The sequence below is a fragment of the Vibrio sp. HENC-03 genome (assembly GCF_000305755.2).
In the GTDB taxonomy this organism is placed as follows: Bacteria; Pseudomonadota; Gammaproteobacteria; order Enterobacterales; family Vibrionaceae; genus Vibrio; species Vibrio owensii.
In genome coordinates this window covers 796635-820195 of the sequence record NZ_JH976064.1, presented here as the reverse complement: position 1 = coordinate 820195, position 23561 = coordinate 796635, and the positions used below count along the sequence as shown (strand labels likewise).

Annotated in this window: 26 protein-coding genes; 8 read left to right on the top strand and 18 right to left on the bottom strand. The window is 48.3% G+C overall.

Annotated features, from left to right (window positions below):
• Positions 1–6: 6 nt before the first annotated feature.
• The 9 genes from VCHENC03_RS19720 to fliD all read right to left on the bottom strand — a co-directional run bounded on the left by VCHENC03_RS19720 (position 7) and on the right by fliD (position 6618).
• Positions 7–294, bottom strand: a complete 288-nt coding sequence (locus tag VCHENC03_RS19720; RefSeq protein WP_005435947.1) for a hypothetical protein — start codon at positions 292–294, stop codon at positions 7–9.
• A gap of 88 nt (positions 295–382) precedes the next feature.
• Entirely contained in the window at positions 383–1375 is a 993-nt protein-coding gene (locus VCHENC03_RS19725; protein ID WP_009705010.1) for a flagellar motor protein MotB, read from the bottom strand.
• A complete protein-coding gene (gene motA / locus VCHENC03_RS19730) occupies positions 1375–2232 on the bottom strand; it encodes a flagellar motor stator protein MotA (protein WP_005435952.1) in 858 nt (285 codons plus the stop codon). Before motA ends, VCHENC03_RS19725 begins: the two co-directional genes overlap by 1 nt.
• Positions 2233–2242: 10 nt before the next feature.
• Positions 2243–2971 carry a FliA/WhiG family RNA polymerase sigma factor gene (locus VCHENC03_RS19735; RefSeq protein WP_009705009.1) on the bottom strand — a complete coding sequence of 243 codons (729 nt, stop codon included), beginning with the start codon at positions 2969–2971 and terminating at the stop codon, positions 2243–2245.
• 12 nt (positions 2972–2983) lie between these two features.
• Positions 2984–3493: a flagellar basal body-associated FliL family protein gene (locus VCHENC03_RS19740; protein ID WP_009705008.1), complete on the bottom strand. Its 510-nt coding sequence runs from the start codon at positions 3491–3493 to the stop codon at positions 2984–2986.
• A gap of 22 nt (positions 3494–3515) precedes the next feature.
• Positions 3516–4574, bottom strand: coding sequence for a flagellar hook-length control protein FliK (locus tag VCHENC03_RS19745; protein WP_032802167.1), 1059 nt, complete (start codon positions 4572–4574; stop codon positions 3516–3518).
• The gene (locus VCHENC03_RS19750) at positions 4571–4891 is read right to left on the bottom strand and encodes a hypothetical protein (RefSeq protein WP_009705006.1); all 321 of its coding nucleotides are present in this window, start codon (positions 4889–4891) and stop codon (positions 4571–4573) included. Before VCHENC03_RS19750 ends, VCHENC03_RS19745 begins: the two co-directional genes overlap by 4 nt.
• Complete coding sequence (gene fliS / locus VCHENC03_RS19755; protein WP_009705005.1) at positions 4875–5261, bottom strand: flagellar export chaperone FliS; 387 nt, start codon at positions 5259–5261, stop codon at positions 4875–4877. The genes VCHENC03_RS19750 and fliS overlap by 17 nt, the downstream gene beginning before the upstream one ends.
• A 19-nt stretch (positions 5262–5280) precedes the next feature.
• The gene (fliD, locus tag VCHENC03_RS19760) at positions 5281–6618 is read right to left on the bottom strand and encodes a flagellar filament capping protein FliD (RefSeq protein WP_009705004.1); all 1338 of its coding nucleotides are present in this window, start codon (positions 6616–6618) and stop codon (positions 5281–5283) included.
• 416 nt (positions 6619–7034) lie between these two features.
• Here fliD and VCHENC03_RS19765 point away from each other — a divergent pair, with 416 nt between their 5' ends.
• The gene (locus tag VCHENC03_RS19765; RefSeq protein ID WP_005435960.1) at positions 7035–7322 is read left to right on the top strand and encodes a hypothetical protein; all 288 of its coding nucleotides are present in this window, start codon (positions 7035–7037) and stop codon (positions 7320–7322) included.
• 115 nt (positions 7323–7437) lie between these two features.
• Here the strand turns inward: VCHENC03_RS19765 and lafA are convergent, their stop codons facing one another.
• From lafA to VCHENC03_RS19810, 9 genes are all read right to left on the bottom strand, one after another.
• Positions 7438–8301 carry a lateral flagellin LafA gene (gene lafA / locus VCHENC03_RS19770; protein WP_009705003.1) on the bottom strand — a complete coding sequence of 288 codons (864 nt, stop codon included), beginning with the start codon at positions 8299–8301 and terminating at the stop codon, positions 7438–7440.
• Positions 8302–8527: 226 nt separating this feature from the next.
• Positions 8528–9325 carry an EAL domain-containing protein gene (locus tag VCHENC03_RS19775; RefSeq protein ID WP_086027696.1) on the bottom strand — a complete coding sequence of 266 codons (798 nt, stop codon included), beginning with the start codon at positions 9323–9325 and terminating at the stop codon, positions 8528–8530.
• Positions 9318–11408 carry a flagellar biosynthesis protein FlhA gene (gene flhA, locus VCHENC03_RS19780; protein WP_009705002.1) on the bottom strand — a complete coding sequence of 697 codons (2091 nt, stop codon included), beginning with the start codon at positions 11406–11408 and terminating at the stop codon, positions 9318–9320. Before flhA ends, VCHENC03_RS19775 begins: the two co-directional genes overlap by 8 nt.
• Positions 11409–11439: 31 nt before the next feature.
• A complete protein-coding gene (flhB, locus tag VCHENC03_RS19785) occupies positions 11440–12567 on the bottom strand; it encodes a flagellar biosynthesis protein FlhB (protein ID WP_005435967.1) in 1128 nt (375 codons plus the stop codon).
• The gene (fliR, locus tag VCHENC03_RS19790; RefSeq protein ID WP_005435968.1) at positions 12564–13340 is read right to left on the bottom strand and encodes a flagellar biosynthetic protein FliR; all 777 of its coding nucleotides are present in this window, start codon (positions 13338–13340) and stop codon (positions 12564–12566) included. Before fliR ends, flhB begins: the two co-directional genes overlap by 4 nt.
• Positions 13340–13609, bottom strand: coding sequence for a flagellar biosynthesis protein FliQ (gene fliQ / locus VCHENC03_RS19795; RefSeq protein ID WP_005375036.1), 270 nt, complete (start codon positions 13607–13609; stop codon positions 13340–13342). Before fliQ ends, fliR begins: the two co-directional genes overlap by 1 nt.
• 12 nt (positions 13610–13621) lie before the next feature.
• Complete coding sequence (fliP, locus tag VCHENC03_RS19800; RefSeq protein ID WP_032802164.1) at positions 13622–14389, bottom strand: flagellar type III secretion system pore protein FliP; 768 nt, start codon at positions 14387–14389, stop codon at positions 13622–13624.
• 18 nt (positions 14390–14407) lie between these two features.
• A complete protein-coding gene (gene fliN, locus VCHENC03_RS19805; RefSeq protein ID WP_005435977.1) occupies positions 14408–14776 on the bottom strand; it encodes a flagellar motor switch protein FliN in 369 nt (122 codons plus the stop codon).
• Entirely contained in the window at positions 14773–15591 is an 819-nt protein-coding gene (locus tag VCHENC03_RS19810) for a FliM/FliN family flagellar motor switch protein (RefSeq protein ID WP_009705000.1), read from the bottom strand. Before VCHENC03_RS19810 ends, fliN begins: the two co-directional genes overlap by 4 nt.
• A gap of 486 nt (positions 15592–16077) precedes the next feature.
• Between VCHENC03_RS19810 and VCHENC03_RS0125435 the strand changes: the two genes are divergently transcribed.
• From VCHENC03_RS0125435 to fliI, 7 genes are read left to right on the top strand one after another with little or no spacing between them, the layout of a single operon-like run.
• On the top strand, positions 16078–17016 hold the full coding sequence (locus VCHENC03_RS0125435; protein ID WP_232310318.1) for a MotY family protein: 939 nt from the start codon (positions 16078–16080) through the stop codon (positions 17014–17016).
• The gene (locus VCHENC03_RS19815; protein ID WP_009704998.1) at positions 17016–18347 is read left to right on the top strand and encodes a sigma-54-dependent transcriptional regulator; all 1332 of its coding nucleotides are present in this window, start codon (positions 17016–17018) and stop codon (positions 18345–18347) included. Before VCHENC03_RS0125435 ends, VCHENC03_RS19815 begins: the two co-directional genes overlap by 1 nt.
• A 14-nt stretch (positions 18348–18361) precedes the next feature.
• Positions 18362–18718, top strand: a complete 357-nt coding sequence (gene fliE / locus VCHENC03_RS19820) for a flagellar hook-basal body complex protein FliE (protein ID WP_005435984.1) — start codon at positions 18362–18364, stop codon at positions 18716–18718.
• A gap of 3 nt (positions 18719–18721) precedes the next feature.
• A complete protein-coding gene (gene fliF / locus VCHENC03_RS19825) occupies positions 18722–20473 on the top strand; it encodes a flagellar basal-body MS-ring/collar protein FliF (protein WP_032802161.1) in 1752 nt (583 codons plus the stop codon).
• Complete coding sequence (locus VCHENC03_RS19830) at positions 20436–21455, top strand: flagellar motor switch protein FliG (protein WP_009704996.1); 1020 nt, start codon at positions 20436–20438, stop codon at positions 21453–21455. Before fliF ends, VCHENC03_RS19830 begins: the two co-directional genes overlap by 38 nt.
• A gap of 4 nt (positions 21456–21459) precedes the next feature.
• Positions 21460–22215 (top strand): flagellar assembly protein FliH, encoded by a 756-nt coding sequence (gene fliH / locus VCHENC03_RS19835; protein WP_009704995.1) that lies wholly within the window; start codon positions 21460–21462, stop codon positions 22213–22215.
• The gene (gene fliI / locus VCHENC03_RS19840; protein ID WP_009704994.1) at positions 22208–23557 is read left to right on the top strand and encodes a flagellar protein export ATPase FliI; all 1350 of its coding nucleotides are present in this window, start codon (positions 22208–22210) and stop codon (positions 23555–23557) included. Before fliH ends, fliI begins: the two co-directional genes overlap by 8 nt.
• Positions 23558–23561: the final 4 nt, after the last annotated feature.

Sequence of the window (23561 nt, the reverse complement as noted above, 5' to 3'; positions counted from 1 at the left end):
AACGAGTTACACCAAAAAGAAGAAATACAGAAAGCAGACGAACGCTAAAAGTGTTGCTGAAAGTACTGGATAGATGATGTAAGAATCGTGGTTGCTGGTGCGCTGGTAGCAAAAAGAGACCAGCAAGATGTTATAGAGCACGAGCAACAAGCTAATCATGGTGCCGCTGTTGAGATTGAGGCTTGATAACTGAGTGAGAAAAAACGCCAGCAATAGGTAGTCGAAAATGATCAGCCAGAGAAAGGCTTTTTTAAGCGAGTCATTTTTTGATTTATTGGGCGCGGGTACGGGCATATCGAACTCAACTAAACAAATTTCAGCAATATTATCGTTGGGAGTAAAAGGTCACGCAGAGGGTAGAAACTGGTGACCTTTTAGGGGGTTAGAGGTCTTGAATCTGAGTTTTTTGGTCGCTCGGTTCGACCGAGTAACGAATCACTTCTTGCCTAATGACGGGCTGATTAAATTCCGCTTGTTGCTTGGCCTTTTGTAACTCACTGCCTTCTTGATTGCCAAAGAAGGTTTCCAAAACTTGTGCCGCTGGCGTAGTCAGAATAAACAACTCGATTCGACGGTTTTCGCTAGAGTCGGGCTCTTCCGGGTTCAGTAGCGCCCGATCCGACATTCCCGTCACTTGCATAACGCGATCATCTGGCATGCCACCTTCCACCAAGGTATTTCTTGCAACATCAGCACGAGAGGCAGACAACGCCCAGTTTGATTGTCGACCAAAACGCTTCTTGAACGGTGTCGAGTCAGTATGGCCACTGATGATCAACGGATTGCTGATGCGTTCAAACACGGGAGCAAGCGCAAGTAATAAGTCTTCAAAGAAAGGGGTCAACTCAGCGCCGCCACGGCTGAACATGTGCTGCTTGTAGTCATCTTGCAAAACAATGCGCAGACCTTGCGGTGTGATGGTGACATTAACGTTACCTTGCGCGCTGATTTGTCCGACGACTTCATCAATCACTTTAGCCAGCAGAGCAAGTTGCTCTTGGGTGTCGAAATTGCCCGGGATAAGTGAGTCTATCTCTGGGCCATCGCCGTCACCTTGAAAGAAAGAGCTGACGACATGGTTGGAGTTGTGTTTACTTGGCACAGAAGAGTCCTGTGCCAAGTCGATAGGAGAGATACTTTGTGAGGTATCGAAAGGGTTGCCGTAACTCTTATCAAAAACGCTCGAACTATGAAGGTGCGCTACAATGGCTTTGCGCTCTTCCTTGTCGACCACTTGCATGACCCAAAGGACAAGAAACAGCGCCATCAACGCGATCATGAAGTCGGCAAACGCGACCTTCCACGCGCCACCATGAAACTCGTCATGGTTATGTGCTTTCGCGCGTTTGAACACCACATGCTCTTGTTTTTGCATTATCCCTCCTGTTCAGCTAGCCACTTCTCCATTTGGTTGAAAGTTGGTTTGATGTCTAACTGAATGTGTTTACGGCCAGCGTCGATAGCGAGCAAGGTTGGCTTTTTCGCAACGTAAGCAACCAAAGTGGCGCGTACACACTCGAAAGCCGTCATGTTTCGTCTAACTCGTTGAGCCATGGCGTTACTGAGTGGATCTAAACAACAGTAACAACCGAAAATACCAATGAATGTACCTACGAGGGCGGCGGCAACGTGATAACCAATCAACGCAATTGAGCCATCAATAGCTTGCATGGTGATGATGATGCCACCGACTGCCGCAAGAATACCGAACCCTGGAAGTGCCTCTGCCGTGCGTTGCATGGAGCGCGAAGGTAGGAGCATCTCGGTTTGAATCGCTTCGATTTCTTGTTCTAACAGTCCCTCTAATTCATGAGGCGACATTTGTCCCATTGCCATTAAACGTAAATTGTCGGTAATGAAAGAAATAAGGCGGTGATCGTTACTGACTTGTGGGTAAGCGAGGAAAATCGAGCTTTGCTCTGGTGACTCAATGTGAGAATCGAGAAACTTAAAGCCACGGCTGCGTGCGGTTTCAAGCAAGTTGTTCAGCAGTGCCATCAGCTCCATGTAGTACTCGTACTCTTCACGTGGGCCAGAGATGGTCGCACGCACTTGTTGGCGCATTTCTTTTAGTACTTGTGGCGGGTTACCGATGATCAGTGAGCCTGCTGCCGCACCGATGATGATCAAAAACTCGGCTGGCTGCCAAATTGCACCGAGGTTACCGCCTGCCCACATGTATCCGCCGAAGACACACATCAGGACGGTAATGGCTCCAAAAAACTTTTGCATCTTGTGACTCCTAAGAGGACATTAATTGGTTGAGTTGTTTAAGCGCTTGTTTGTGCAACTGACAGATGCGAGGTGGTGTCAGGTCGAGCACGAGCGCGATTTCATGGAGGTTGAGTTCGTGTTGATAGAACAAGGTGAGCAAGAGCTGATCGCGCTTCGACATTTTGCCAAGTGCGGTGTCTAAGCTACGGCGAATATGTTCATGCTCCATACCGTCGTATTGGCCGCCGAAGTGGCTGTCTCCACCTGTTTCCATCAGTTGGTCGAGGCTTTGCATTTCGCCCGCCAACGCTGCATTTTGGCGGTTGTAGAAGTCTTGCTCGTCAGTGCCAAGCGCTTTGATGATTTCAGCATCGGTCGGCATTCTGCCCAGTGCACGAGTGAGGTCTCGGGTAACGTCGTTCAACTCATGCGCTTGTTGGCGGGTTTTGCGAGAGCGCCAATCTAAACGGCGAAGCTCGTCCAAAATCGCGCCACGAACACGACAAACAGCAAAAGCGGGGAAGTGTGGGTCATCCACATCCCCATAGCGACGTCCGGCTTCGACAAGCGTTATCAAACCAATTTGCTGCATGTCTTCAATACTGCAATGAGAGGTCGCGTGAACGCGCAGTTGGTTGACCACGCGTTTGACCATGACTTGATGACGTTGCAGCAAGGCGTTTTCATCAATTGGGCGAGACGGAGTATTCACTTCCTCCGTCGTGGTATAACTTTCCTGTAAGTTCATCTCCAACATAGCTGTGCTCCGTTATTGCACAACGTATTTGGTCAGCAGAACATCATCGATATCGCGAACGATGTCGGTTTTTGCAAAGGCCAGCAGTAGGGTTTCTTTCACTTCGCTTTGCAGAATATCGATAGCGCCCGTTTGTTGGAGCTCATCAAAGGTTTTGTCACTGAACAGTTTTAACAGCGAGTTTTGTACCATTGGCATGTAAGCATCGATGTTCTTGATGCGTTCAGGACGGCGTGTTTCCACGGCAAGCTCAAGCATCACAAAGTGCGTCTGCTTTTTGCCTTTGATGGTCAGAACTACTTTGTCTAATGGATGAAAGCTAGGGCCTTTCGTCGTCGGTTGCTCAGCAGTTAAGAAAGCCAGCGGTGAATCTTCCAAGAAAGTGCTAACGCTCGACTCTGATGAAGAAGACTCCGAACTTTTGTTGAGGTACCAAATACCGCCTACCACAGTGGCAGCGGAAACGAGGGCACTGGTGATGATCATGGCGATAAACAGGGCGATCATTTGTTGTTTGGTCATAACCTTTTTCCTCGATGATTAATTAGGCTTGGGTGTTCAGCCAATGCTCTGAATAGTTTGTTGTTGTATGTGTTTGAAATGCGTTGGTTTCACGCGCAGCGAAGATGTTTGCCTCTTCTTGAGCACCATCATGTGCTTGTCTTTCTTGACCTTGGTCCGAACCTACGTTGACATCTACATGCACAAAGTTTTGCTCTTGAAGCTCGGTGCGAAGGCGCTCAGACACTTGCATCAAGGCTTCACGAGTTGCGGCGGTATTGGCGTTGATTTGCACGCTCAGGCGGTCACCTTCCACGCGTACCAGCAAATCCAACTTGCCCAGTTCTGGTGGGTCGAGACGGATTTTGGCTTCTTGTAGGTTTTGCTGAGCCTGTAATGTCACGCGATCTTGCAGCACTTGCATCATCTGCTCGCCCCATCTACCAGAGCTGGTATCCACGCGAACGGCCGCCCATTCCGCACCTTGAGCTTGAGTCGCTGCTAGTGGTGAGGTTGGGTTCGAATGCGGTGCTGTCCCTGTTGTTGTTTGCGCTTGTGAGCTGGCCACTAGCGCTTGCCCTTGAGCGGGTTGATTAAGCAGAGTTTGCAAGTCCGAAGCCGATACCTTTAGTGCGCTTGTTGTGCCGGTTTGAGGGGCGTTTGGGCTCTCTTGCACTGTGTTAAGCATTGGGTTTGCTTGGTTTCCGACATTTGTATTTTGAGAAGCCTGACCTGCCGATACTTGCGCAAGTTGGTTGGTTTCACCTTGCTTGAGCTCGGTTTTGCCCATTCCTTGGATGAGAGCTTGCGCTTGAGTGGCGAGATCCGTGGTAGCAGGAACCGCAGTCAGTAACGCGCCATCAGGGCTGACTTCAGCGTTGAGTTCCTGTGTGTCAGCTTCTGGTGGGTTAGCTTGCGTCGGTAAGGCTTGCGCATTTAAACGAAACCCCGCCACCACAAGAGGTGCGTTGGTTTGGCCCTGTTGATTTACCGAGGTTGCATCGGTTTGCGAAAAGCCTTGTTCTGAACGCGCTTGTGAGATTTTGCCCGACGATGACGACTGAGAAGGCGCATTTGCAGGCACTGAATTGGTTACCATCATTGCGTTAGCTCCATCGTCATCGCGAGCTGATAAGCCATGGCACGCTCTTGTTGATCGTTCACCATATTCATTTCTTGTTTTAGCTCGCTGGTGGCTTTTTCCAATGCCGTGAACGCGCACGCATGCACGGCTTTTGCTCGCTGGATTTCCGGTGCGAGTTTCGGATCTTTCAAAAATGGCTTATGGCTGATCAGCAGTTCACGCAACTGTAAGTCGTAGCGTTTAAGCGCTTGCCAATCGGCCGTTTTAGTCGCGATTTGGATCAGTTTTGATAAGTGGCGAAATCGCTCTGGCGACACTTTATGCTTGCTGTCCAAAATTCATCCATCCTTCTCGTACGTTACCCATCACGCGCTCTACGTTGTCTAAACGTGCTGCGTCGTTCTGTGTGCTGGCGTAATACAACTCGATTTGGCAGAAGTCATAGAGTTGGCGTAAGTTTTCCGCGATTTCGCCGCCGTTTTCGTCATCTAACGCACTGCTTAAGCCGATAAGGATGTTCATGCACTTGTTAATGCTCACGCCTTTTGCTTCTAGGCGACTCGCGGCAAGGTGGCCACGAATACGCTCAATTTCATCGAGTAACCCATCGATCAACATGACGACGAGTTGGTGTGGGTTGGCTGATGCTGCTTGAGCATCAAGATCGACCTGTTGGTATGAGTCGTAGCCGGAATCCATTAGCATGAGTACTTCTCCTAAAGCCTTAACCAAACATCGACATGGTTTGGTTCATTTGCGTCATTAAGGTGTTCATTTGAGTAAACTGGGTGAGGTAGCGGTTGTACGACATCTCGTACTTTCGCTGTAAAGAGGTTTGCTTGTCGTCAATTCGGTCTAAGTTGGCTTGCAGCGCATCTTTGCGAGAAGTGAACGTGCCTGTAGAGAACTTCAAGAACGGTTCTGCCATGTCATCGAGCGAGTCGAGCAGGGCCCCATCACCGTTAAACATGGTTTCTAGTGCGGCACTGTTGTTCTTCTGTGCTTCGGCAAACTTATCCTGATCGACTTTCATTTTGCCGTCACGATCAAGAGTGATACCGACTTCGCTCAATCGCATGCCACCATGCTCACCACGAACGAGTGCATTTAGCTGTGTGTCAATTGAACGCAACGTTGGATCACTGGCGAGCACACCACGGGCTTGGTCTTCGCCGCCGATCTGAGTGTACTCATCTAAGGTCGAAATCAATGCGTTATAGGTATCGACAAACTTGGTGATTTGTTCTTTCGTTCCCTCGCTATCTGCGCCTACTTCCATTGAGATCGGCGCTTCTCCTGAGGTTTGTGCTTTGGTGACGGTAATATCGACGCCATCAATCACGCCTTCAAAAGTATTGCTTGAGTTGGTGAGTTGAAGACCAGTTCCTTCCGCGCCAAGCCAGATAACAGCATCTTGTGGTTTGCTGATTTCTGTCGTGTTGGTGAACGCATCTTCAAACCAAGCTTGCCCTGTTCCCGTCGAACTGACATTGATGGTGTTTGCCACGCCTGTCTCGGTACTAGAGAGCATGAAGTGTGTTTGCCCGTTTGAGCGAACAAGTGTGGCATTCACGCCTGGGTTATCAGGGTTGTTGTTGATTGCACTGACTAGGTCTGTCACGGTCGCTTTGCCATCGCCGTCGGTATCTACCGTCGACATATCTAACGTCATGGTTTCGCCGTTGATGGTGAACTCTAGAGTGCCGGTAGTCGGAACTTCTGTTGAGGCATCTAGATTTGCTGGCATGCCGGTAGAGATTTGGTGTGACGTTGCGACTTGTTCAACAAAGATCTGGTAGTTACCGACTAACGCGTTCGCATCGGCACTCGCGGTGAAAAAGCCATCTTGAGAGGTCGTTGCCGTATTCTTGATGATGCTGTTTGTGCTGCTGTTCATCTCGTTAACCGCAGTGCGGAACTCACGCAGTGCACTTTCCACCTTACCTAAAGCAGTAAGCTGCGCCTGGTATCGATCGGCTTGCAATTGGTAGCGCTGTTGAAATGGCTGAACATCTAACGTGGCGAACTGGGTTGCCATAGTAATTGGATCTAACGAACTCATGAGGTCGCTCCCTCTCTCATCTGTATTTGGCTTTTTTGTGCCAGTAATAAATACTCAATCGCAAGATGCGTGCCTGATGTTTATGTCTATATAAAACAGTGCCTTACGATATTTTTTGTTAGTTGGGAGGAAGCGCTTTTTCCACCTTGTTGGTTCCGCTTTCCCCTTGATGGTTAAAGGGGTTTCCCAAATAAAACAGGCGACCAAAAAGGCTGAAAGATTTAATCCAATGGAGGAAAGAAAGAATAGGTATGGGGCTGTATGCATAACGAGCAGAATTCGGCGTTTACTGCTAAAGGATTCAGATTTTTCTGACCCTGTCTGAATGCAAAGGTTTGCTATCTTATGCCCCTGCAATTTTTGTGGTTGCTAACGTCTGGCTATTCCCCCCAATTCGACTAAAAAGAACGACAGTAATGAATGAATTTGTTTTACGACTGATGAAGTGTGCTCGTGCGTATGAGGCTTTCATTGGCACTAAACTACGCAGTAAACAGAACATTAATGCCGAAGAACTGGCGAACATCCGCATAGAAGCGATCTCTCGATTCCCAGAACTCAAAGCGTATCAACCTCATCGAGGAGTAGAGTCTGCCGAGTTGGAGCTGTTCAACAAGGTTTTGCACAACACCATGCTGAAAGCCGGTTTCCGTATTCCTGCTAGCCACACTAACGAAGCTACTTCCATCTACATCCGTCGCTAGAATTCTTTTCCAAACGCTTTTTGCAGACAAAGAAAAAGCCTCCCGGATGAAGGGGAGGCTTTGAGCTTTCGGACGAACTAAATTTTGCGCGTTGTTAGCGAATAGAAAGGTTCTATTAACGCAGTAGCGACATTGCCATGCCTGGCAGCTGGTTAGTTTGAGAAAGAACCGTTGTACCTGCTTGCATTAGCATTTGGTTCTTAGTCATGTTTGAAGATTCAACTGCAAAGTCTGCGTCAGTTATGCGGCCTTTCGCTGCAGATGTGTTCTCAACCATGTTGCTTAGGTTCACTACTGTGTGGTCTAGGCGGTTGATTGTTGCACCCATACCTGCACGAGCTGCGCCCACTTCGTCGATTGCTGTTTGGATTTCACCCATAGCCGTTTTTGCGTTTGCTTGGTCTGCTGCAACGTCTGCGCCGCCGCTGAAGTTAGTGAAACCAGCAGTAAGAGTGTCAAACGCTGTACCAACTGCACCGTCAACTGTTGTTGCTAGGCTTAGTGTCTCTGCACCTGAAGCTCCGATTTGAAGAGTAAGACCGCCGCCTTTAACACCACCAGTCGCAAACAAAGCGTCGCCAGCAAATTTAGTGTTAGTCATGATGCTGTTTAGCTCTGTTTCAAGCTCTGCAAACTCTTTATCAAGTGCAGTTTGGTCTGCTTGAGAGTTAGTACCGTTCGCTGCTTGTGTTGCTAGGTCGTTCATGCGGTAAAGAATGTTAGTTGCTTCATCGAAAGCACCTTCCGCTGTTTGCAGCATAGACATACCGTCTTGTGCGTTACGCATTGCAACGTTCATACCACGTGATTGAGTTTCTAGACGGTTCGCGATTTGTAGACCTGCAGCGTCATCAGCTGCTGAGTTGATGCGGTAACCCGTGCTTAGACGCTCCATCGCAGTGTTAAGCATGTTGTTTGTATTGCTTAGCGTGTTTTGAGTAACCAGCGAAGCGTAGTTAGTGTGCATTGATAGAGCCATAATCTGTTCTCCTTGATTGTTCAATGTGGGACTATCGCCCCGCTCACTAACTAGAGGCGGTCGGTTGGTTTTAATGATTAATTGGAAATTTAAAAATTTTTTCGAAATCGCCTAATTTGATGATTTTTGGTGACATCTATTCCAGAAAATCCGCATTTTAAGGCTGTTCAGACATAAAAAAGGGCGAGTTCTTATTGCTGAACTCACCCTTTATCGTCACCCCTGTTTATTCATCGTCGAACGATTTAAACGACAATGAAGTGGGAATATCACTGAAATAGCCAAAGTAATAACTCGCACCAAGTAAGCGGTAGCGATTGAGTTCATTTTGGCTTGCGACTCTTCCGGCTACCCAAGGAAATTGGTTACGACGCAGGAAGCGAGCTATAGGTAGGAACGCGTGTTGATCTTGTTTGTTTTCCATGGTGACGGACAGCTTGATCATGTCGGGTTCAAACTCAGCAATGCGCTCAAAGTGCGCTTGGCTGGTCGCGATTTCAAACCATAAGGCATACGCGTTGTCTTTCAGTTGTTCAACCAAAGTGGTGACTCGTTCGTGCAGGCACAGGGTTTCATCGGCCTGCAAAGAGGGCACCACATGCTGAAATGCCGCTTTGTGGAATTGAATCATCTGATTCAAAAAATAGCCGCCTGCCTGCCACAACAAAGCGTCAACACGAATGGGTACGACGACATTGCTGATAAGGTCGGGATGAAAGGTCTCAAGTTGGAACTGTGTTTGGCGCAGCGCTAAATACAAGCTGTATAAATCTAAGCAATATTGCATTTGCTCTGACAATTCAAACTGATAGACACTCTGCTCCCCACGTAGGCCAAAGCGTAGAGTGAGGTGTTGGTATTCCACCTCGCCAGTTTTGGTTTCACGGATCGCCTGACAGGCGTGTTGAATGTCATTGTGTTTAAGTGCATCAAACACCAGTTGGTCGTCGTCCGTGACAATGTGTTGCAGTGCGAGATCGCACAAATAGTCGTACATCGCTTTTGTTGAGATGAGATTAACCAAGGTTTCCTACCACGTTGATCTGTTTGTTTTCTGGAATTTCATTGTAAGACAGTACCGCCAATCCTTGGGTAAAGGTACGTGCGTATCGTGCCAGCAATGGGCGCAGTTGAGGCATGACCAATAAGATTGGCGGCAACCCTTGTTGCTTCAACTGCTGACGAATCAAAGGCAAGTTCTGTTGGAACTGACTAAGAATGTTTGGCTCGATTGGGAAGCTATCGAGCATGACAGCGCCTGCGGCTTGAGCTTGTTGCAACGACGTCATTAACATCTGTTCAAGTTCATCAGACAAGGCGTAGACGTTCAGCTCATTCTTCTGACCCGCAACCAAGTTAATCAAGGTTCGCTTAAGTGCGCAGCGTACATCCGCCGCGAGTAAAATCGGATCTTTGGTGTTTTCTGAAGATTCCAACATGGTGTTAGCGATGGTGCGAATGTCTTTCAATGGCACTTGGTCTAGCAGAAGCTGACGGTAAACCTTAAGTTGCTGTGCTGGCGTTAGTGCAGCGGCTAAGGCTTCAGCCAATTTTGGCGCTTGCGCCGTAAGACGTTGAGTCATGGCTTCAACATCGTCATGAGTAAACAATTCAGCCAAATTGGTTTTCATGATTTTGCTGATGTGTGTGGCGATAACCGTGCCATCATCAACCACTTGGTAGCCCATGTTTAGCGCTTTCGCTTTGTCTTGATGTTCAATCCAAACCGCAGGCAATTGGTAGGCTGGGTCACTGCCAAGAATACCATCCACTTCGCCATAGGTTTCACCCACAGCAATCGCCATCAAACGTTCTGGCTCGATAAAACCTTGTTCAATCACTTCGCCGTTCAGAGCAATGGTGTATTGGTTCGGCTTTAAACTTAAGTTGTCGCGGATACGCACTTCCGGAAGTAGAAAGCCCACTTGTTCGGATAGATTACGACGAACACCGCGAATACGCTGCGCCAAAGGTGCACCTTGCTCTTTGTTAACCAAGTGCACCAATCGGTAGCCCAACGCAAGAGACAGAGTGTGGACATGAGGAATATCGTCCCAAGTAAGTGCGGTTTCTTCTTCCTGCATCGCATGAGAGAGAGCTTCTACTTGGTCGATTTGCGTATCTTGCACCGGCTTTTTGCTCTGTCGCCAACCTGCAAATGCCAATACTGCAGCAAAGGTGAAGAACGCGAGATGAGGCATTCCCGGAACCATGCCAATAACAGCCATGATCGCCGCCACGGTAAACAAGGTAGCTGGCGTTGCAAGCAGCTGCTTGTGCATGGTTTCTGACATTCCGTTATCGCTGTCGTTTATGCGCGTCACGATAATCGCGGCAGCGGTAGCAAGCAACAGTGATGGAATTTGAGCAACAAGGCCGTCACCGATGGTCAGTAGGGCGTAAGTCTTGAAGGCTTCTGATGCAGGCAATCCGTGCTCGAATACACCAATGCTGATACCACCAATGATGTTGATGAACAGGATCAGCAAGCCGGCAACCGCATCACCGCGAACAAACTTGGACGCACCATCCATTGAACCGTGGAAGTCCGCTTCGTTCGCCACTTCTTTACGGCGTTGACGCGCAGTTTCTTGGTCAATCAAGCCTGCGTTTAAGTCGGCATCGATGGCCATTTGTTTGCCCGGTAGCGCATCCAAGGTAAAGCGTGCTGATACTTCAGAAATACGTTCGCCACCTTTGGTGATCACGACAAAGTTAATGATCATCAAGATGATGAACACCACCATACCGACCACGTAGTTACCACCGATCACCACTTCACCGAAGGCTTGAATCACCTTACCAGCAGCATCGCCGCCGTTGTGACCTTCGAGTAATACGATACGTGTTGAAGCTACGTTCAGAGTAAGACGCAGCAAGGTCGCGACCAACAGAATGGTTGGGAAAATCGAAAAGTCGAGTGGTCGCTTCGCTGTGGTGCTGACCAACAATACCAAGATCGCTAATACGATATTGAAGGTGAACAGCGCATCCAATAGCAAGGGTGGCAAAGGCAAGATGACCATCGCCAGCACCATCAACAAGACGATTGGAATGCCAATGTAGCCTTTGGTGGAAGTTTGAAGTTGTTTTAACCGGTTAAACATACTCTGGTGTCCTTGGGTAAACGCGGGTTAATCAGTGTTGCAAATGCTTTGGAATTGAAAAATGAGGCAAAGGCGTAGGCTCTTTTCCATCCCCTTTACGGAAGGCTTTCAATTGCAAAACGTAAGTCAGAATGTGTGCCACGGCGATGTAGAGCTGGCTTGGTATGGCTTGCTCAATCGCAGTGGTGTGATAAATCGAACGAGTCAGCGGCGGCGAGTTTATGATCTCGACTTTGTTCTCGCGTGCGATGCGTTGAATGTGCATGGCGGTTTCATCGACGCCTTTTGCCACCACAAATGGTGCATCAGATAGCGATGGCTCGTATTTCAATGCAACGGCATAGTGGGTCGGGTTGGTGATCACCACGTCTGCGGTGGGCACCATCTTGTCGATTTTACGACGTGCGAACTGTTGCTGAATTTGGCGAATACGCTGCTTAACTTCAGGTCGACCTTCGTTGTTCTTAAATTCTTCTTTCAGCTCTTGTTTGGTCATGCGCAGTTCTTTGAGGTGCTCCCAACGTTGATAAGGAATATCAATCACCCCGAATAACAACAGGGCAAAGCCCATCAGCAGCAGACCTTCAAACAGAATCGACATGATCAGCGAGAAGCCTTGGCTGAGCGGTAAGTTTTGCATGCCAAGCAGTGGCTGAAGATGGTTGTCTAGGTAGCCATAAAGAATGCCGAAGATGACTAATACTTTGACGGTGGATTTAACCAGCTCCACCACTGAGCGAGTGGAGAAAATACGCTTAATGCCCGAAATGGGATTGAGCTTACTCAGTTTTGGTAGCACGTTTGCTGGGCGGAACATCCAACCGCCTAACACCATGCTGCTGCCAAAGGTGACAATGATGATGACCGTAAAGAGAGGCAAGAGCATCTCAATGATCACCGCCAAGCTCTGACCAAGGTGCTCCACCAATTGTTTTGGGTTTTCTAGGTCTGCTTTGGTCAGGGTCATGTTGTAACGAAATACGCCCGACATGCTCTCCCAAATGCTATTGAGCTGGGAATAGAAAAACATCGCAACGGCTAAGAAGATAACCGCGGTAGTGAACTCTTTTGCACGAGGGATTTGCCCTTCTTGACGGGCTTTTTTCACCTTTTGGGGGGAGGCTTTCTCGGTTTTGTCTTGAGACGACTGCTCGCTCATGCGCCCCCCAACATAAAGTTATTTAAGAAACGAATAGTGTCGTGGACTAACGCGGTATAACGACTTGGCACGCCAGAAACAGAGATCAACACGCTGAACAAACCTAACAGCATGGTCATCGGGAAGCCCAGTGCATAAACGTTTAGAGAGGGCGCGGCTCGGTTCATCACACCAAAGCTGATGTTAGCGAGCAGCATGGAAACGATAGCTGGCAATGCGAGAGCCAACGCGGAAGCAAACATCCACCCAAAGATATTCACAACGCCTTGCAAAGACAGGGCGGTGATACCCGATCCCACCGGCCAGACGACAAAGCTCTGAATGACGATGTCGATAACCAGTAAATGCCCTTCAAGCGCAAGAAACAGCAAAGTTGAGAAGATAAGGAACATGCGACCGAGAATCGCTACGGACAAGCCGTTAACCGGATCGTTCATCACGGCCATACCCAAGCCCATTTGCAATGAAATTGTCTGGCCGAGCATGGTGAAAACATTGAATAGCATGTGCAGGATTAAGCCGAACATCAGACCCCATATCGCTTGCTCGAACGCTAAGAAAAGCGAGGTCATTGAGAACAGTTCGACTTCTGGCATCGGTGGCATCAGTGGCGCGGTGATCACCACAATAGAGAGAGCAAGCAAGCTGCGAACCCAGACTGGAATTAGCGCGTCACCAAAAAATGGCATGGAAATGAACACGGCACCGACGCGAAAAAATGGCCACCAAAGCTGACCTAGAATCACGGACAGTTCCGCAAACGTGATCGCCATTAGCCGATCATCCCCGGAATGTTGTGGAACAAGAAGTCAAACAGCTCCATGATTTTTCGCAGCATCCAGTGACCGGCAAAAATAACCATTAGCAGCGTGACCAACAAACGTGGTAGAAAGCTTAGCGTTTGCTCGTTAATTTGCGTAGCAGCCTGGAATACAGCAATACACAGGCCGACAATCAAACCCGGTACGACCAAAACGGCCACCATCAAGATGATCAGCCAGACGGCATCAGAAAATAGGGTAACGGTGAGTTCCGGTGTCATGATGCGCTCCCACTACCCAAAGCTGGCGGATAGTGTGCCGACCGTCATTGCCCAACCGTCAACCAACACAAACACCACCAATTTGAACGGCAGAGAAATGATCAGAGGTGACAGCATCATCATACCCATCGCCATCAATACGCTGGCGACAACAAGGTCGATGATCAGGAACGGGATAAACAACATGAAGCCGATTTGAAAGGCGGTTTTCAGCTCACTGATGACAAAAGCTGGCAACACGACTGCAAACGAAATGTCTTCCACATTTTGGTCGATGGGCTCGTTGGCAATACGTAACATTTGCTCCAGCGAGCTTTGATGGGTTTGTGCCAACATAAAGTTTCGCACTGGCTTTTCGGCCACCGAAAACGCCTGCATCAAGGTGATCTCGCCATTGTCATAAGGCTTAAAGGCATTGTCGTGAATATCGGTCCAGACAGGACGCATGATCAGTAACGTCAATGCCAGTGCAATGCCGACCAAAACACGGTTTGGCGGGCTTTGTTGTAGACCTAATGCCTGACGCAGAATCGCCAATACCACGATAATGCGCGTAAAGCTGGTGGCCATGAGGATGAAAGCTGGCAAGAAGCTGAGCGCCGTCATCAGCAACAGAATCTGCAGCTTGACGCTGTACTCTTGCTGCGTGTCCCCGTCGGAAACGGATAAGATGGTTAAACCGTTGTCAGCAGCCATGGTTGGAAGCGTAAATAACAGCAAACCAAGCAATGCAATCACCAACAAAGGTAATCGACGTTGACTGGCACCCAGAACATTCATCGCACAACCCACCTGAAACTATCGACCTACGCTGTTAAGCGCAGAATCATGAACGTTGATCAGGCGTAGGCCATATTTGTCGTTAATGACGACGACTTCCGCTTGTCCCATTAGAGAACCATTTACTTTTACATCAAGTGGTTCGCCATTGAGTTTGTCCAGTTCAATCACTGTTCCTTCACCGGCTTTCATCAAGTCACCCAAAGGAATTTCTTTGCTCGCCACCTCAAGTGTCACGGTAACCGGGATGCTTTTGAAGAAACTCAAATCGCGCTCAGCAACGGGCTCAGGAGCGAAAGCTTGTTCGGTTTCGAAATCTTCTAATTGAAAATCGTCAAAGTTTAATTCATCGGCGTCGAATGCTTGGTTCTCTTGCGCTTCGCTCATCGCTGCGATTCCTTATCTGGGTTAAAGATCAATACAAGCTGACCGTCTTGTTCTGCAACACGACCAGAGAAAAGAGTTTGGTTACCAATGCTCACTGGCACGGTATTGAGAAGTTCGATTGGCAAAATATCGTCTGGCTGCAATCCAACCACATCACTCAATGCCATGGTTTTCTTGCTCAAAACGACGTTAAGACGTACAGGGGTTGACTCTAACGAGCGACAAAACGGTTGATACAAATCGGCATCGTTATGAAGGGCTAGCTGCTCAATCAAGGTTTGAATCATGGTGCTATCAAGCTTGAGATGAATGGCACCTTGGAAATCTTCAAACGCGATTGAAAGCTCAGCATGCAGACCGATGCCTCGTGGCGTTTCGTATTCGCAGGGTTGCCACATTTCTTGCGGCGCTAGCCAGTTGATGATGATTCGACTGATACGCTCTTGAAGGCGCAGGTCACTCGCGGTCAAGCTAGTAGAAGTACGCTCTGTTGCCGCACCGTAAAAACGGTCAGCCAATTTAATTAATGCTTGTGCGTCTCCGTGGATATACGCCATGCCACCATCTTGATGCTGATAAGTGGAGGTTTGGTCTTTATCCAATAACGTTGGCGAGAATCTGTGTAGCTCTACTGCAACTAAATTCGCTTCGATTTTGTTGGTGCTGAGCCAATTTTGTAATTCATTGGTTAGGCTTGAACAAGATTCTGAAATCAAACTTTCGAGCTTTTCTCGAATGATATGAATAGGTTTGCCTAGCAACTCTACATCAAGCAATTTGATGTCGGAAATAGGCTCGTTAACTCTGCTTTCCATTTATATTTTACCGTGCGTTAACAAACGAAACTGTTTTAACTTAATTGCGGACAGTCTACACAGACTTTTTTATGATCCTTTAGTTTCAACTTTAAAGATTGTGACTTTAGTTCACATGTTGATTTGAAGCTAACCATAGGTACTTTTAATAAAAATTAAAAAGAGTTAGTTTTGACTTATAAAAGAGTTAATAAAAAATTATAACAATTATTAGCTAAGTTGTTGTTAATTCGGTCAGTTTATGCTGATAGGGAAAGCAGCGGCTTTTTCAATTTGAGCTTTCTAACTCATTGTTTTGTTGGTCTAAAAAAGTCTTTCGACGAATGCTCCTCTAAGCTGTATGAACGATTAATGACCACTTTTAATATTTCAGAATAGGGAATTAATATGATTACCTATGCCAAATTTTTTCATCCAATGGCATATTTAATTAAACCTTTAATGTCAGGGTTGTGTGATAAATACCTGCGAAGAAGAGGTTTGATAATATTTTCTAAAGTATTCCTATTAGCTGGTTTAACTTCACCTAATTTTGCATTGGCAGGTGAAAAAATCACCATACCCATGGACCTTTCTACTTGGCTATATAAAGGAAATAAATTTGAGTGCAACTTAATGCATTCAAATATTCCACAGGGGAAGTTTTATTTCCTAGCGGAACCAAATAACCAAGTTACATTTATTGCTGACGTTCACAATAACAACAATAAATGGAATAACGCTTTATTGCTTAGTGAGAGCGCTCCTTGGGAAAAAGAGCTTTTAAGGAAAGAAGAGGCTTCTCTTGCATTAACAACAGCAACGAATCAGTTTGCTTTTACGCATGGAACTGAGTCCCTACTTAAAGCCATTACTTCCGGAGGTTGGGTTACGTTGTCACTAAACGGAAAGAATGATTCCGCCATCAGTAGTGTCACCTTACCAACCATTCAAATTCAAAATGCGTTGGCGTCATTCAATCAATGCCGAGCGCAGTTGCCGAAATTGTCGTACTCCCAAGCTCGTGATGTGAACTTGCCATTCCAGTTTGGCCAAAAAACATTGAGTCGCAGCCAGCAAAGTACTATCGCAGCGTTATACAGCTACATTTCTGTCGATGACCGCGTCACCAAGATTCTGGTTGATGGTCATACCGACAATGTTGGCTCTCAATTGGCGAACTTAACCGTATCTCGCCAGCGAGCGGAGCAAGTTGCAGAAGCTCTGGTTCAACAAGGTGTTGACCGCTCGTTGATTGAAGTTCGTGCTCATGGCTCGCGATATCCAATAGCAAGCAATAACACGCAAGCGGGACAAGCTAAAAACCGTCGTGTGACGTTGCGCCTTGTTCGAGACAACGAGCGTGTGGTTGCCAAAATCAACGTTGCTACCAACAACGCAGAAGCAAAACAACAAACCCAACAAGAGAAGGTAAAGGTTCAATGATGACGAAAACGGATATTTTGTTGGTTGAGCCAAATGAACACCTCGCTCAACCAGTGCTAGATGTTCTTGGGAATGCTGGTTATTCCGCAAGACACAGCCGCACTGGTCGCAGCGCGCTATTGGAAGAGCGAGCTTGCATTACGTTGGTCAGCTCAAACTTACCGGACATGTGTGTGCGTGAGTTTGTCGCTTGTCATCAAAAGCAGCGCAATGCTGGTGTGGTGATTGCGATTGTTGACCAAGAGCAGGGCATTTTGGCGGCGGAGACGATGAAGTCGGGTGCGACGGATTACTTGCTTCGCCCATTTGAAACAAACCAATTGCTGAACTTGCTCAAGCGTGTAGAAGCGCTGGGCAAACCACTGGCAAACATCGTTGCCGAATCATGGCGCAGTAAACAAGTACTTCAACTCGCGCATCGCGCCGCGTGTACTAATGCTAGCGTGCTCATTACTGGTGAATCTGGCACGGGTAAGGAAGTGCTGGCGCGTTACGTTCATGAGCAATCGCCTCGTGATGACGGCCCGTTTGTTGCCGTGAACTGTGCCGCTATTCCAGAATCAATGCTGGAAGCGGTGTTGTTTGGTCACGTGAAAGGCGCATTTACCGGAGCCACCAATTCGCAAAGTGGTAAGTTTGAAGAGGCTAATGGTGGCACGATTCTGCTCGATGAAATTGGTGAAATGTCACCAGCGGTTCAAGCAAAGTTGTTACGTGTACTTCAAGAGCGCGAAGTAGAACGTGTTGGCAGCCACAAAGCGATTCAGTTGGATATCCGAGTGATCGCCGCGACCAACAAAGACTTGCGTGAAGAAGTGCAAAAAGGCACGTTCCGTGAAGATCTTTACTACCGCCTAGATGTGCTGCCATTGCATTGGCCGCCATTGCGTGAGCGCAAAGAAGACATCTTACCTATCAGCCAATTCTTTATTGAAAAATACCAAGATAGCAGCCGTTGTCATCTGTCACAGGATGCCATTGCTGCGCTGAGCCAGTACCACTGGCCGGGCAATATTCGCGAACTCGAAAACGTCATTCAACGAGCACTTGTCATGCGCCATGGGGATTACATCACGGCTCATGATCTAATGCTGCCAATTGAATTGCTGACGCCAGTGCCTTCCGCTGAGCCTGTTTCTAGCTTTGGTCATGTCGAAGCGAAGAAGCAAGCCGAGTTCCAATTCATCCTAGATAAATTACGTCAGTTTGGTGGAAACCGAACCAAAACCGCCAACGCTTTGGGTGTGTCTACTCGGGCGTTACGTTACAAGCTTGCAGCAATGCGCGAACACGGTATTGATTTACAGTCGGCGCTTGGCTCGGCTGCCTAAAAGGAGAAAAGTAGATGGCAAGTCAACCAACTAATGCAGTCTCAGCAGAGCAATTAATGCTGTCTAAAATGGAGGCGATGCGAACACAAGCTCAGCCACCTGAATTTGTTGTGAGTGCAAACCCGTTAGATCAACAGACTTTGAATGCACCGATTTCTTTCTCACAAGCGATGACTAATGTGCTCGACACGGTCAATCAGCATCAATCGGTAGCAAGCCAAAAAATGACCGCAGTTGAAACCGGCGCAAGTGACGATTTGGTCGGCGCGATGGTCGCCAGTCAAAAGGCGAGTCTTTCATTCAATGCTTTGATGCAAGTGCGCAACAAAGTGGTCATGTCCTTTGAAGATATCATGAAGATGCCGGTGTAACCCATGTCAGAACTATCCACTCAAGTGGCCGGAAATTCTGCAATGCATGCCGGCTCCACTCAGACTCTGTCCCCAAACCGTGGGATGGATGACGTAACCAATAAACTCAAGCAATTGTGGTCAAGCAGCCAACGTAACTTGGTGTTGTCTGCGGTTTTAGCGGCCATTGTTGCGGCTATCATCGTGGTAGCGCTTTGGAGTTCTTCGCAAAGTTTCCGTCCGCTTTACAGTCAGCAAGAGCGTTTTGATATCGGCGAAATTGTGTCGGTATTAGAAACTGAAGGCATCAGCTACCGCATGCAAGAGCAAAATGGTCAAGTATTGGTTCCAGAAGGTGAAGTCGCCCGTATCCGCATGTTGCTTGCGTCGAAAGGTGTCAAAGCCAAACTGCCTACGGGTTTAGATTCGCTTAAAGAAGACAGCTCACTGGGTACGAGTCAGTTTATGGAAACGGCACGTTACCGCCATGGTTTAGAGGGTGAGTTAGTGCGCACTATCATGTCGCTGAATGCGGTAGCCAACGCGCGTGTGCACTTAGCGATTCCTCGTCAAACCTTATTCGTGCGTCAAAACACGGAAAACCCTTCGGCTTCTGTTATGTTAGAACTCAAGCCGGGTGAAGATCTTAAGCCAGAACAAGTGGAAGCGATCATCAACTTGGTGGTTGGCAGTGTCACGGCAATGAAGCCAGAATTTGTTTCTGTGATTGACCAATACGGCCGACTACTGAGTGCCGACGTTGCTTCTGCCGAGGCGGGTAAAGTCAACGCGAAGTACCTTGAATACCAAAAGAGTGTTGAGAAGCAGATTATCCAACGTGCGGCAGACATGCTAACGCCAATCGTGGGGCCAAGTAACTTCCGCGTACAAGTTGCGGCAGACATGAACTTCAGCCAAGTCGAGGAAACCCAAGAGATCCTCGATAACGCACCAGTGGTTCGTAACGAGCACACCATTCAAAACAATTCTGTTGATCAAATTGCACTAGGCATTCCAGGCTCGCTGAGCAACCAACCGCCAGTAACCGGTGAAACCCCAACCAACGATAGCCAGAACACCAATGCCCGTTCAGAAATCAACCGTCAGTATGCGGTTGGAAGTAGCGTGCGTCGTACTCAGTACCAGCAAGGCCAAATCGAAAAGTTGAGCGTTTCTGTATTGCTTAACTCGCAAGCGGCACCAGACGGCGTTGCTTGGAGTGAAGCGGACAAAACTCAGATCTCAACCATGATCATGGACGCAGTAGGCATCTCAAATACTCGTGGTGACAGCCTAAGTTTGATGAGCTTTAACTTCACTCCGATTGAGATTGATGCGCCGCCAGCACTGCCTTGGTGGCAAGACCCGACGGTACAGCAGCCACTGCGCTACGTAATTGGCGGCATGCTGGGCTTAGCAATGATCTTCTTCGTGCTTCGTCCTTTGATCATGCACTTAACGGGGGCGGACAAACCAGCACCAGAGCTTGAATTTGCTGAGCCACAAGTGGAGCCGGAATACGACAACCTTCAGACACGTGAAGAGCGTGAGAGAGAAGAAGTGCTTAACCGCAAACTGTCGGAGAAAGGCATCGCCGTGTCGTCTGGCTTAGATGTGAACAGCGACATGCTGCCGCCAGCAGGCTCTCCACTCGAGATTCAATTGAAACACCTACAGCTTATTGCTAACGAAGAGCCAGAGCGTGTAGCCGAAATTCTGAAACAATGGGTAAACATCAATGAACACAGCGCAGTCGACGTCAAAGCAGACGCTTAGTTATGTAGAACAAACCGCACTTGTGCTGTTGGGCATGGGTGAAGATGCGGCCGCCAAAGTGTTGCAGCACTTCAGCCGAGATGAAACCCAACGCGTCACACGTGCAATGGCGAAGTTGAATGGCATTAAGAGTGATTCTGCACGAGGTGTGATTCAACATTTCTTTGAAGATTTTCGTGAACACAGCGGTATCCGTGGTGCATCAAAAGAGTACCTATCGAATACGCTGCGTAAAGCATTGGGTAATGACCTAGCGAAAGGCTTACTCAACAATCTGTATGGCGATGAAATTCGCAACAACATGCAGCGTTTACAATGGGTAGAAGCAGAAACGTTGGCGCGCTTTATTGTCAATGAACACCCTCAGATGCAAGCTATCTTCTTGGCCTATTTGCCAGCAGACAGCTCTTCTGCGGTCTTGAAGCATCTACCTCAGGATTACCACGATGAAATCTTGTTCCGCATCGCTCAGTTGCAAGACATCGATCATCAAGTAGCGAATGACTTGCATGAACTGGTGGAGCGTTGCATCGAGAAAGTGTCTGCAAGTCAAAGCACACCGCTTTCGGGCGTGAAACAAGCCGCAGACATCATTAACCGATTCGAAGGTGATCGCGCATCCTTGATGGAAATGCTCAAGTTGCACGACGAAAACGTGGTCAACGAAATCGAAGAGAACATGTTCGACTTTATGGTGCTTGGTCGTCAGCGCGAAGAAACCATGGATGCGCTTGTCCAGCAGATCCCGTTGGAATTGTGGGCGGTGGCATTAAAAGGTTCCGAGATTACCTTGCAGCAAACCATCAAACGTTCAATGCCGCAACGCATGGCGAAAGCATTGGAAGACGACATGGAGCTACGTGGTGCTGTGGTGTTGAGCCGAGTACAACGCGCTCGCCAAGATATTATGCAGCTGGTTCGTGAGCTTGATGAAGCGGGCGAAATCCAATTGCTGCTTTATGAAGAGCAGACGGTGGAGTAAGGCAATGGCAGAGAGAGCAACCAACACCATGCGCTTGCCACCAAGTGGCTACCGTTTACATCGTTTTCCACCGCTGGCGCAGCCAGTGAATATTGAAGATGATTTCGCGCTAGATAGTCAAGGTTGGCAAGATACCCAAGCGGATATTCAACAGCAGCTTGAAGCAGGCTTCCAGCAAGGTTTGCAGCAAGGCCATGATGAAGGGTTACGTCAGGGGCTTGATCAAGGTAAACAACAAGGATTGCTTGAAGGGCAGAAAGAAGGCTTCCAGAAGGGATTCATCTCTGGTGAGCAATCAGGTAAGCAAAGCTTTGTCGAAGCGGCGAAGCCAGTCAATGAACTGTTTCAAGCCTTGTCTCGTTGGCAAAATGACAAAGAACAACAGCAGCGTCATATGATTTGTGAGCTGGTGCAAAAGGTAGCGCAGCAAGTGATTCGTGCGGAGCTTACCTTGATGCCGCAACAGATTCTGGCTCTTGTTGATGAAACCTTGTCAGCCATGCCGGGTAAAGCGGAGAGCGTGATTGTTCATCTCAATCCTCAGGACTTAGAGCGCATTACGCAAATCAATGCTGACCTACCAACGGCTTGGAAGTTAGTGGCAAATGCGGAGCTACCTGTTGGTGGGTGCCAACTCGTAACAGAAGACGCAGAAGCAGACGCAAGCTGCGATTCACGTCTGCAAGCCTGCATGGATAACGTAAAACAGCATTTGCTCGATGAAGTCTCGATGCCACAAGTAGAGACTGAGCATGAGTAATACATTGAGCCATGAACTGTTAAACGAGAGATTGAGTGAGGCGTTGGCGTCGCTCGATTCGATTCCTGTCGCGCGAGTAACAGGGCGTTTGATTAAAGTGAACGGCTTAATGCTGCAAGCCGTCGGGTGCCGATTCAAACTTGAACAGCGTTGCTTAGTGGAAACGGCAGAAGGTGACATGATCGAGGCACAAGTGGTTGGCTTTGATCATACAGTGGCCTACTTAATGCCGATTCGCCGCTTAGGTGGCTTGTTCGCTGGTGCCAAGGTGATTCCCCTTGATGGCGACAGTACGGTTCAGCTCAGTTCACAATGGCTAGGGCGTGTAGTGAATGGACTTGGCGAACCTTTTGATGACGGTGCGCCGCTTAAGGGAGGAGATCGTGTTTCACTTGAACCTAAACCGATCAACCCACTTAAGCGTCGCCCTGTTGATACGCCTTTGGATGTTGGCGTCCGAGCGATCAATGGTTTGCTCACTGTGGGCAAAGGCCAGCGTATCGGCTTAATGGCCGGTAGTGGCGTCGGTAAAAGTGTCCTGATGGGAATGATCACTCAGAACACCGAGGCCGATGTGATTGTGGTGGGCTTGATTGGCGAACGTGGTCGAGAGGTTCGTGAATTTGTTGAGCGAAACCTCACTCCAGAAGCGCGTAAGAAAGCCATTATCGTTGCCGCGCCAGCCGATGAATCTCCGCTCATGCGACTGCGTGCGACACTACTTTGTCATCGTGTGGCAGAGTATTTTCGCGACCAAGGCAAAGACGTCTTATTGCTGATGGACTCATTGACACGTTACGCTATGGCACAACGTGAAATTGCGCTTTCCTTGGGAGAGCCGCCTGCCTCGCGTGGTTATCCGCCTTCGGTATTCAGCGTATTGCCTCAGCTTCTTGAGCGAGCAGGTAACAGCGAAAACCCCCACGGCAGTTTAACCGCGATCTATACCGTTCTCGCCGAGGGGGATGATCAACAAGATCCAGTGGTGGATTCGGCGCGTGCAATTCTAGATGGACACGTGGTGCTGTCTCGGCAACTGGCTGAGCAAGGCCATTATCCAGCGATTGATATCAACGCCTCTATCAGTCGTTGTATGAACGCTTGTACCCATGAAGCGCACAGTACGATTGCGAATAACTTCCGTCAGCTTTATTCCAACTACCTGCAAGTGAAAGAGTTATTGCCTCTTGGTGGTTACCAACCAGGGCAAGATCCTGAACTGGATCAGTCGGTTTCTATGTATCCGCATTTACGTGCTTATTTACAACAGTCAGCCAATGAAGCGGTGGACTATCCAACCAGTTTGACGACGTTAGCGCAGATGTTTCAAAGCGAGCAGTAATCGC